This window comes from Microcystis sp. M079S1 (assembly GCF_020246425.1).
GTDB classification, from domain to species: Bacteria; Cyanobacteriota; Cyanobacteriia; order Cyanobacteriales; family Microcystaceae; genus Microcystis; species Microcystis aeruginosa.
This window is the reverse complement of sequence record NZ_JADBSZ010000261.1, coordinates 1-11,128: the sequence shown is the minus strand read 5'-3', so window position 1 is coordinate 11,128 and position 11,128 is coordinate 1. Positions and strand designations below refer to the sequence as shown.

9 protein-coding genes are annotated in these 11,128 nt (G+C 42.0%); 2 read left to right on the top strand and 7 right to left on the bottom strand.

All coding sequences use genetic code 11. From position 1 onward, the window contains the following. Positions 1-311: 311 nt before the first annotated feature. Entirely contained in the window at positions 312-677 is a 366-nt protein-coding gene (locus IM456_RS17170) for a DUF1815 family protein (protein WP_002801757.1), read from the top strand. Between the two features lie 43 nt (positions 678-720). On the opposite strand, the gene IM456_RS17165 is transcribed toward IM456_RS17170, so the two are convergent. From IM456_RS17165 to IM456_RS17135, 7 genes are all read right to left on the bottom strand, one after another. Next, a complete protein-coding gene (locus IM456_RS17165) occupies positions 721-1,686 on the bottom strand; it encodes a glycosyltransferase family 2 protein (RefSeq protein ID WP_149985883.1) in 966 nt (321 codons plus the stop codon). After that, positions 1,683-1,967 carry a hypothetical protein gene (locus IM456_RS17160; RefSeq protein WP_149985882.1) on the bottom strand — a complete coding sequence of 95 codons (285 nt, stop codon included), beginning with the start codon at positions 1,965-1,967 and terminating at the stop codon, positions 1,683-1,685. Before IM456_RS17160 ends, IM456_RS17165 begins: the two co-directional genes overlap by 4 nt. Before the next feature lie 8 nt (positions 1,968-1,975). Then, positions 1,976-3,253 carry a glycosyltransferase gene (locus IM456_RS17155; protein WP_149985881.1) on the bottom strand — a complete coding sequence of 426 codons (1,278 nt, stop codon included), beginning with the start codon at positions 3,251-3,253 and terminating at the stop codon, positions 1,976-1,978. A 139-nt stretch (positions 3,254-3,392) separates the two neighbouring features. Beyond that, a complete protein-coding gene (locus tag IM456_RS17150; protein WP_287693197.1) occupies positions 3,393-4,463 on the bottom strand; it encodes a formylglycine-generating enzyme family protein in 1,071 nt (356 codons plus the stop codon). A 182-nt stretch (positions 4,464-4,645) separates the two neighbouring features. Then, complete coding sequence (locus tag IM456_RS17145) at positions 4,646-5,620, bottom strand: methyltransferase domain-containing protein (protein WP_149985879.1); 975 nt, start codon at positions 5,618-5,620, stop codon at positions 4,646-4,648. Positions 5,621-6,062: 442 nt separating this feature from the next. After that, the gene (locus IM456_RS17140; RefSeq protein WP_287693198.1) at positions 6,063-7,487 is read right to left on the bottom strand and encodes a glycosyltransferase family protein; all 1,425 of its coding nucleotides are present in this window, start codon (positions 7,485-7,487) and stop codon (positions 6,063-6,065) included. A 93-nt stretch (positions 7,488-7,580) separates the two neighbouring features. Then, positions 7,581-9,071 carry a glycosyltransferase family protein gene (locus IM456_RS17135; RefSeq protein ID WP_353737720.1) on the bottom strand — a complete coding sequence of 497 codons (1,491 nt, stop codon included), beginning with the start codon at positions 9,069-9,071 and terminating at the stop codon, positions 7,581-7,583. 498 nt (positions 9,072-9,569) lie between these two features. Here IM456_RS17135 and IM456_RS17130 point away from each other — a divergent pair, with 498 nt between their 5' ends. Next, complete coding sequence (locus IM456_RS17130; RefSeq protein WP_149985877.1) at positions 9,570-10,940, top strand: ArnT family glycosyltransferase; 1,371 nt, start codon at positions 9,570-9,572, stop codon at positions 10,938-10,940. The last annotated feature ends 188 nt before the right edge of the window (positions 10,941-11,128 follow it).

The window sequence follows — 11,128 nt, the reverse complement described above, 5'->3', positions numbered from 1 at the left end:
TCAGGTGGTCAACTACCTAATTTTCAGGGAAAAAGTCCCGGAATTTTCCCCCTGATCACTCCCATATCCGGTACTTTTTGATTGACAAAAGGTCTAAAAGTCTTACCCAACAAGGTTTTTAGATTTATTCAGCAAACCCTACATATACTTGGCTATCTCAGGAATTCACGCTACTCTAGGTATCGGGTTCTTTACATTTTGTTACTTAACATCCGTAAAAAAACCTGGTTCACATATCTTATTTTCTCAAAAAAGAATCTTAAAAAAGTATTAAGGTTTTATAATTGAGCAGTGTTGTCAGGAGGAACATTGTGTTTAAACGACTTGCAGAACAGCATCGCCAACTGGTCAAAGACTTAGTCATGGATTTACAGGCCTTAGCGATCGCACTAGAAAATCAAGGTTATCTAGCATCTTGCTACACCTGTGGCGGTCAAATGAACAGCGCATCTTTTATGGTGGGATTGGGTGAAACCCATCTAATTCGGTTTCTCGTGTCCGATTACGGCATCACTTGGACAGAAATGCGCGATGATCGAGAGTTAATGAAACTCGAAGGTGCGGAAGCCATCAGCCAACTACAGGAATTAGCCAATCTGATTAAATATCAAATTTCGCCGGCGGAATTTATTGACAAAAAACCCTCCTCCGTGCTGCAACGGTTAGAGACGGTTTAACCCCAGATGTTACCTAGACCTGTATGTTTAGTGAACTTTTTCCCTAACCTTTCAGCCAACTGTTAGCTAGATAAGCCATTCGTTTCATCTCTTTTCGTCCCCGGGAGACGGAATCGAGGATCATGCCACAGGTCAAACTTAAAAAGGCTAAAAGCATGATCGAGGCCGATAAAATAGCGGTGGGAAAACGTGGTACTAAGCCGGTTTCGAGGTATTCAAACAGGACGGGGATCGCTAAGAGGAGGGAAATAACCGCCAAAATGAGCGAGACAAGGCTAAAAAAGAGAAAAGGACGAATTTCTTTAAAAAGTAAGATAGCGGTTCCCAATACTCGCCAGCCATCTTGAAAGGTTTTTAACTTACTTTGGGAACCTTCGGGACGTTCCCCGTAGAGGGTTGGTTCTTCGGCGAAGGGAATTTTTAATTCTAAAGCGTGGATAGTTAACTCGGTTTCAATCTCGAAACCATTGGACAAAGCGGGAAAAGATTTGACGAAACGACGAGAAAAGATGCGATAACCGGAGAGCATATCGATTAAACGCGCTCCAAACAGAAATTTCACCAATCCTGTTAAAAATAGATTACCAGCCCGATGACCGGGACGATAAGCCTGGGAGGATTTTGCCGCTTCCCGACGCGCACCGACAACCATATCCAATTGTTCCCGCAGCATTCGTTCAATTAAGCGTCGTACTGCCGCAATTTCGTAGGTATCATCACCATCGATGAGAATATAGATATCGGCCTCGATATCGGCAAACATCCGCCGGACAACATTGCCTTTTCCCGGTTGGATTTCCTGACGAACGATCGCCCCCGCTTTGAGTGCCTCGGTCACGGTATCATCGCTAGAGCGGTTGTTATAGACATAAATTGCCGCTTCTGGCAAAAAAGTTTGGAATTGGGAGACAACTTTTGCGATCGTTAGTTCTTCGTTGTGACAGGGAATAATCGCCGCGATACGGTAGTTTTGCAGGGAAATCGGCGGAATAGCGGTCATTTCGATCATGGCTGACGACAATGTTTAATGATAGTTAGGGGGGTTTCTTGACGTTGGACGGCATGAATTGTCGGACAATGGGGGAAAGCATAATAATCGGGGTCGGCGGCCTTTCCCCAAGCAAAGTCATCGGCATTTTGAGCAAGCCATTCCATCCCCTCCTTGAGACTTAATCCCCGGTAATCGGTTTCCTGTTGACCTTGGGCTGCTTTTAAGTCCCAAAAATTAAGGCTGCCAGAGGTTGAACAAGAGTTAAAAAGGGTTTGCGGGATGAGAGGAAAAGTTTTCAAAGGCTTTCCTATGGCTTGCCGGACTTTTCCGGTTTAACCTCCGTCACACGCCAACTGAGTTTTAAATTCATCCAGAAGTTCCAAACAGTAACCATAGCGATCGCAATTAAGTTAGCAATATAGCGATTAATATGTAAGACATTGAAGAAAAAGTTTAAGAGCAGGACGTTGAGGATCAAACCGGCCAAACAAATAAGATTAAATTTAAGAAAACGTTTCAGACGCTGCTGCCACTGATTTTGGCCAGTGGACAAATCGCCAAAAGTCCAGCGATCGTTCCAAAGAAAATTATTAATAATGGCCACCTCGGCGGCGATAATCTTACTGCGAGTTACTCCCCAAGCGAGGGTAGTGGGATCGCTGAGGAGATAAAAGATGGCCATATCGACGAATACGCCACTAAACCCGACTAAACTAAAGCGAAGAAAGCGAGCGAGGGGGAATTGCCAACGCCTTTTCAGGCCACCGAAACGACCGCGGGAACGCAATTTCAGCAAGTGCAGGATATATTCGATGTATTGTTGCCAGGTGACTTTGCTTTCACCGTCTTGACGCTCTTGGAAAACGTAACCCACTTCGGCGATCCGGTCGATATTGCCGCGACCGATAACTTCGAGGAGAATTTTATAGCCCATCGGGTTTAAGATCGGGCCTGCGATCGCTTGTCGATTAACCATGAAATAGCCACTCATCGGATCCGATACCCGTCCCACCACGTTAGGCAGAATGACTAATCCCAACAGCTGCGCCCCCCGGGAGAGGAAGCGTCGAGTCAGACTCCATTCGCTGACTCCACCCCCTTCCACATGGCGACTAGCCACGGCGAGATCGGCTCCGGCTCTGGTTTGCTCGAATAATTTTAATAACACTTCCGGGGGATGCTGTAAATCGGCATCGATGACCCCAAGGATGTCGCCCCGTGCCACTTGCCACCCCCGTACCACTGCCGAGGATAGGCCTTTTTCTCCTTCCCGGCGCAGCACTCGCAGCTGGGGATATTCAGCGATTAAAGATGCGGCGACTTCCCAAGTGCGATCGGGACTATTATCATCGACAACGATCAGTTCGTAATCGTTGGCAAGGGCTTCGTCAAGTATTTGACTGAGAATGTTGACTAATTGAACGATATTTTGCCGTTCATTGTAGGTGGGAATGACTAGAGACAGGCTGAGAGGATAATTTTTTTCTTCTTCTAAATTGCCGTCGTCCGGGGGAGGAGGAGATAAAGGTACCTGTAGATCTCCTGTGGGGGGAGTTAAGAAAAGATGAGACTGCTGTACCTTCATGAAAAATTTGACCTCACTCGCGGTTGATTTAGCTATAGACGCACTGACAACGGCAGAAGATTCTGAATAGTTTTGGCCCTTTGGAACCTAACCTATTGAACCATACCTTTGTCGTCTCTTGGGCGGACACAAGCATTGATTAACCGGTACTATCGGCCATGACTCGTAAACCCAAGACACTGTGGTGTTGATCGGGAAGGCAAAAGGTGCGATTGGCACTGCGTAGGTGCCTAGCTTCATCGCCCCAACTGCCCCCTCGCACTAAACGGGCGGAACGATAACGGGGCTGCAAGCGAGTATCCCTGTCTAACCAAGCACTACCATCCAGGGGCGGGGTTCCCTCGTAATTCCGGTGCCAGCTATCGGCGCACCATTCGCCCACGTTGCCGTGCATATCGTAGAGACCGAAATTATTGGGGGCGAAACTGCCCACCGGGGTAGTCCTGGCCAGATAGGCGCTGGCTGGTTCTTCGGCGTAGGGATCATAGACGGCAAAGTAATTGGCCCGCTCGCTGGTGAGGGTTTCCCCGCAGTAAAAGGGGGTGGTTGTACCGGCGCGACAGGCGTATTCCCAGCGTGATTCACTCGCTAGTCGGTAATCTTTGCCGGTGGATCGGGAGAGTCTTTGACAAAATTCGATCGCCTCGTACCAGGAGACTCTTTCAACAGGCAAGTTATCGCCTTGGAAAAAGGAGGGCGCCGGGTTGAGTTCGAGATTAATTTTGGGTAGTTGGGCGATCGCTCGCCATTGTGCTTGGGTGATCGGGTATTTGCTCAGAAAAAAAGCCGCCGTCGTCAGGGAATTTTCTGGTTTTTCACTGCTAGTATGATCGCCTTTTTCCTCATTTTTCGAGCCGCGTCGAAAACTGCCCCCCGGAATAGCCACCATTTCTAGTTCGCTGCCGTTGCCTAGGGGTTCGCTCCAGGAGCGAGCGCTACCCTGACGGCGATCGATAATTTGCCCTTGACGATCAACGGTGACTGTTTCAAAGCTATATTCTGTCCACTGGAGATTTTGCGAATCTACTGGGCGAATTTGCCGCAAAAATTCCTCTATTGCCTCTATATTCTTGGCAATAGCCTGGTTTTGGTCGGCAGAGTAACTGAGCCGAGAGGAGAGAAGGGTAGCTAGTCCGGCACTTCCTCCGGCTAGGGCCGCTAATTTCAGCAAGCTACGTCGGTTTAAGAGGGGATTAGGGGGATAGTTCATATTTTTAGGAGACTGGTCTGATATTTAGGCATTTCTAAGTAAGTAGTTATAATTAAATTGAAGATAGATTTTGGGTTCGATCCCCCCTGCCCCCCTTGATAAGGGGGGTGCCGATAGGCGGGGGGATCCCTCCTGCCCCCCTTGATAAGGGGGGTGTCTGACAACTTTTAACACCTACCTACTTAATCTTGATAGAAACGACTTTTTACTAAACAATAGGCTCTTTCATCGCCGTCACGACTGGCGGGATCGGAGTTTTCGGTATTACCTACTGTTATATAATCGCAAATTTCCCAGCCGGTTCGCTGTAAAATTCGGCGCAACCCGGCATTAGAAAAGATCCAATAGTTGGTGGAATCATTATTTGCTTCTAGTTCATCGAGTAAATAGGCTAGAGGAATCGCGGAAAGATCGATTCGATTAGCGGCATTACTCACCGCATTAAACTTAGTGACGCGGGTGCTAATCAGGCAATAATTGGCAGATTTAGCTAAGGTTTCGAGGGCATAGTAGGGATTTTTGAGATGGTATAAAATTCCTAAGAAGATGACTAAACTATAGCTTTTTTCGGGGAGGAGAAACTGGGAATCTAAGTTAACATCATGAATCTCCACAGAGGAAGAAAGTGCGGTTTTGAGCAGTTTAACCCCCTGCATAAGATTAAAGTTAGTAGGAGCGTAGTCCACTACCTGCACTTTACAGCCCAAAGATTCCAGAAAAAACGCCAGATCCCCATCGGCACAACCAATATCAACAATCGGTTTTTCCGAGATTAATTCCAGGAGAAAACGGTTTTTACCCGTTAATAGTAATTCGAGAATCTCGAAGCAGGTTAAAGTGTTGTAAGGATACCAGCCAAAATTGTCGGGAGCCAGTTTTTCTTTTTCGGCATCTAATTGGACTCGAAACTGGCGGGCATTATTTTTGATCACGCTAATATCGAGAAGTTTCGGACTAATTTCTTGCAGTTCGGGAATGGTTAAGGATAACTGACCTAATCTTTCATAAAGAGCATTTTTTTCCCGAATCATTTCTTGTTTTTCTTGATTCAAACTCTTCAGATGATCTTTGAGAGAATCTCGTTCTTCAATTAAAGTCTCTCGTTCATCAACTAAGCGAGGATATTTCCAGAACTTAAGATATTTCTTGATTTTCATCTATCAATAGGGGGGAATTAATTTTACTAAGTTAGTCCAGAGTGTGTCTGGCTGTTGGGTATTTTTACCAAAACTACGCCAATAATACCCTCGATCGGGATCATTTGTCAAGATATTTAATCAACAATTTTGAGTTTTAAAATCAGCTTATTATGGGCTTTTGTTAATATTAAGCCGAGAATTTGTGCAGATGATTTATTTTAAAGTATTATAAATTCGTGGTAACTTCCTTAGAGAATAATTTACCTTCTGACTACTGCAATTTTACCCGTTAATAATGATTAGTTTCGATGATTTTAAAATATTTAGAAAAATCTCGACAATGGGGACAGTATTCGATCAAAACAGTGGTGGGATTATGACAGAAAAGCTGCCGTTCAAGAAAATGAAAGTCTCAGGGAGCATAGATAAAGTAAACCGTATTTCTATCGATTTGATTTATTTAACAAATTTGTTTTTCTTGCAGGAATTGTAAGAGTTGATTATGTTTTAAAAAGTGATAGCATAAATCTTGAAAGTTTCCATAATGGATCAATCGTGGTGATTCGTTTTCGCTGGCTAAAATACTTCTCCAGAGGAGAGTTTGCTGCAGGGTGAAGGTGAATCCTAATAAAATAATTAGTGATAGGTATAGGTAACAAACTTGATAGGTAATATATTGACTGCGGACGACTAGGGGAAAAGCAATCAGAAAAAGATAACCCGGAATAATATAATAGCGATCGGAGTTACCCGGTGCTAGGGAAACAAACAATAAACAGAATAGGGGATATAAATAGAAAAATACCTCCGTTTGTAAGTTATTAGCCGTGTTATTATTGATTAGCTTTTGTAATCCCCGCAGGATAAAAATACTTATGAGAGCTATCCAAGTAATTTCTAACCATTGTTTTTCCAAGACAGTTAACAGGCTGGAGGAGAGTCTTTCGATGACGATAATTCCTGAGATAGTGCCAAGAAAACTTTGGGAATGAATAGTCAGGAAGTTTCTCAATAAAAATAGTGATAGCAGTAGGAGAAAAACACCAGCTAACCAAGAAAATATTTGCTTAAACCGTGGTGGCAAGGATAAAATCTGGCTAATTTGTTGCTGCGTTCTGATAAAAACTTTACTAAAAAGAGCGAGAACTGCTAGGCTAATTATTAATAAAATATATCGATATGCTTGAAAAATTTCATCACTAATTAAAGGTTGAGTTACATAAATTATAGAAACGACTGTCAGGGATAAAAAAGATAAATAGAAAAGCTGGATCGTGGTTTTATTAAAATAACGTAGGTGCAGACTTAGAGCCGCCACAGTTAAACCGAGGGATTCAAAGATAAAGATAAAATGATTGATAACTCCCAGGGAAGTTATGAAAAGGAAAAGAAAGATATCGAGTCCAGTAAATTCATGATTTTTAAAGTACTTGAGAAGAAGCTTAAATTTAAGGGAAAGAAAGAATACTTGTAAAGCGCATACTTCCCAGGCTATTCTAGGAAAAAGCAGTAAAGAAGAACAAGATAGTAGTAAAAATAAGAAAAGAATACTCGTCTTTTGATCCACATATTTATTCAGGCTATAAACGACGATAATAAAACCTAATAGGTTAAGGAAAACCCCCAGTAATCGCAAGGAAAAAACTTTGATGCCTAGCAAGCGAAATGTTAGGGAAATTAACCAGCTATAGAAAGAGCTAGTATAGGTGTTTAGTCCGTGGAGCGATCGAGTTCCGTGGTGGAGGATTTCCCTGGCATTCAGTCCAAACCAAGCCTCATCTCCGTGCAATCCGGGGAAAGAGGACAGGTTGACGATCATAACAAAAAGTATGTAGATTAAAATCAGAAAACTTAGGCAAATTGACCAGATTTTAACTTTTTTCATGATCGAAGTTATCCCGCTTACATAATTAATTTTTCTCTGCTTTTTAGACTTATTTTTGACAAATTTAGCAAGTTTGCCTAAGGATATATTATCCTACTCGCCAGCTTCTTTGAGATACTGATTGATATGATAATTCGGGTTAACTTGACAAGAATTCGAGCGCCTATAAACGCAAGTTCCGTTAAAGCATTTCTCCCGTTGATAATCTCCGACCGCGGCCCGGTCTTGGTTAAATAATAGATAATTAAAATAAGGTTGTAGTTCCTCAAAATTTTGGTTATCTTTGAGGAAATAAATCGGCACATCTTGGTGTAAGTAGGCGTATCCCCCCGTGTACTGCCACGCCAATCCTTTTACTCCTAAACCGCAGAGTTTTTTCTCGCTACTTAAATACTGATAGGCCTGTAATTGTCCGCCGTGGGTTTGCCAGTGAGTATAGCCCGGTTTTTGCCAAGGCGGTCCGAAATTAAAAGTCTGGTCGGTATTAAAACGCCCCGCCAGCAACCAGGATAGAAAAGCCCAAAGAAGTAAACTACTAAAAATAACGATAGTTTTGCCGGCGAGGGAACCTCGCATTAACGATAAACGCGAGACGAGAGTGGCGGTTCCCAAACCGGCGAGAATAATAATTAATGGTAGGGCAGGGAACATATAGCGATATTCTTTGTGACCTAAAAAGCTGTGAGAGAGGATAATAACTAGGGCCAGAAGGGCGAGAATCCAGTGACGACGAGCAGCGATTGCAGAGAAGACGAGGATCGGAAACAGCCACCAAGACCAATTGAGGGCTAACCAAGTAAAATATTGCTGCCAGGGGGATACGCCAAAACTATTAAATTTTCCTTCAAAAATATTAATCCAGATCAGTTTCCAAATCGATTGGAAGGGGGTGGACAAAGTGAAAGCATCTAAAGCACCCCCCAGCAAAACCGGACCGATAAAACCGAGGGCAAGGGGCGGTAATTGTGGAAAGTTTTTTTGTCTAACTTGATAAATGAGGGCGATGGCGATGGCAGGCAGTAAATGAAATCGAAGATAGGTGGTCAATCCGTAGAAAAACCCCGTCCAATACAGTCGCTGACGAGAGGGGGGATTTTTGCCGTAGCATCCTAAATAAACGCCCACCAGCAGGGAATAAGCGGCCATAACTTCGGTGAAGGCTTTCGGGGCAAAATAAATAAATTCAAACCAAATCGCACAAATACCGCCGGTTAGGATAGCGCCGGCCAAACCGATGCTTTCGTAGGCGATCGAGAATCCGATCCAAACGGGAATTAAAGATAGTAAACTGAGGAAAATCTTGACGCTGGCCAGATAGCCACTGGAGCCCTCGGAAAAACCAGCAGTTAACTTCATAATCCCGCCAAGAATGCCTGGAAATAACCAAGAACGAATCCCGTCCCGAAAATCCCAAGGTATCATCCCATTACCAAAAGCTAGTCGATGACCCTGTTCTAAGGTCTGAAAAATTTCATCCGGCCAGAGAATATTAGGATAAGAGAAAGCGGCATTTAGACGCAGGAAAAGGGCAAAAATAAGAATTAATAACAACCAAACTCTAGAATAATTTAACTGACGAATCATGTTGGCAACTAAGGACAAGATGTTTGCTTTAGGGGAAAATATAGGGATTTTTAACGGGGTAATTGTTGGTACTCGGCTATCAAGTAGGTGGGTGGAATTAAATATAAGATGAACGTAGGTTGGGTTGAAGCATGAAACCCAACGCCCGATTATGTTACGCTACCGCTAACCTATCCTACAAATAATTGTGCCTCCCTACTTAAGCTAATGTTTTTTAGCATATTGCTGATGGTAATGTCAATCTCTTAAGTTATAGTTTAGTAGGGAGAAAGGGGGAACTTTTCTGCCAGAAATGAGTCCCTTGCGTAGAGTTGGTCTAAGGATGGGTTGACCATTTGATATCCCTGAGAATTTACGAAGGAGAAATTATCGAGATGACTTAACCTCGATAATCGGGTATTTAATCGCTCTGGGTTTGTCAAAAAATTTAACCGTCAAACCATGTTACAATAGCACGGGTTCACCCCAAAAGATAAATAGCGAGCCAATTTCAGAATAATGCTGCATCGAGATTTTATATTTAAGAATTTTGAAAAGTTTGATTACCGTCTATTTCTAGGTGTATTAATTACGGTCTTGGGATTTATCTTAAGATATTATCAGTACGATTCCTTGCCTCCCTATAACTGGACTCAAGATGAATTTGCTTTTGCTTGGAGTGGCATGAGTTTGATTCAAGAGGGAGTTCCTACCAGTTGGTCTTTCCTCAGTCCCACGGATGATTTTTTGGTGACAGTTTGGGAAAAAACTGCTGTTCGTTATCGTTTTGTTACCCCTTGGTTTGATCATCCTCCCTTGTTTGGATTAATTGTGGGTATGACGGCTATTTTATCGGGAGCAAAGGAATTTTTTGACTGTAGTTTAACAGTAATTAGAATTCCTTCTTTAGTTTTTGGCACTCTCTCTATTTTCTTACTTTATTTATTGGCCTTACGTTTGACTAATACCGGTGTGGCGATTATAACTTCTTTAATTTTTGCCACTAACCCCAATACGGTTTTTTTATCTCGTTTAGCAGTTAGTGAAAATTTATTATTATGTCTAAGTTTAGCGGTAGCAATTTTATTCCTTCAGTACGGTGAAAAGTATCAAAAAAAGTATCTATACTTGGCTATAGTTCTAGGTGGTTTAGCACCTTTAGTTAAGGTGACAGGATTATATATTCTAGGTTCTCTAGTCGCTTTACTATTATTACAAAAAAATTGGCGAGATAGCTTAATCGCTTCTCTGACGGCAGTTTTATCCTTTGGTTTGTATTACCTTTACGGTTGGTTTTATGATTTTAGTTGGTTTTTAACTACTCTCCAAGAACATAAAAATCGCTTTACGGATTTTGCTATGTTAAAAAATCTAGTTTTACCTACAGTTTTTTTTGAGGATGGTTGGTTAATTTTTAGTTGGATTACTCTACTGTTAGTGGCCAGATTTCCTTTGAAAATATCTAAGATACGATTAATTATTTTTCCTATATTAATCTATACAATTCTTCTTATTTTTTCTGGTGCTCAAAGTCATTACTATGCTTGGTATGTAATTCCTTACTATGGATTTCTCTTTCTAGTGCTTGGTATATTCTTAGACGATTTTCGTAAGAACCCTGATTTTATCAGTGCTGCCACTATCTTTATTTTTATTGTCGTTTGGTCGGTGAATTTAAATATTAAGGATTGGGTTTTGAGTTCCCCTTACGGTAGATATTACTTTATTATCGGAACGGCAATTACTTTAGGGGGATTTTTCTTTAATGATTTAACCGAGAAAAAATCGAAAATTTTAACTAATTTTGTCAAGATAATCATGCTGATTGTCTTTTGGGGATTGTTACTAGGTAATCTTAATCTCATCCTTAACTATAAATTGCCAAGTTAAGCTAGTAAAACTAAACAAATAAATCTTGAACTTTTAATTATGACAATCCTGAAACGTTTTCCACTTTCTCATCCCTTATTTTGGGCAATTATCTACTTTGTTGCTTTGGGAATTATCTCGGTTATTTTAGGTCAAGATGTTAGTTGGGATTTACGAAACTATCATTTTTATAATCCCTATATGTTATT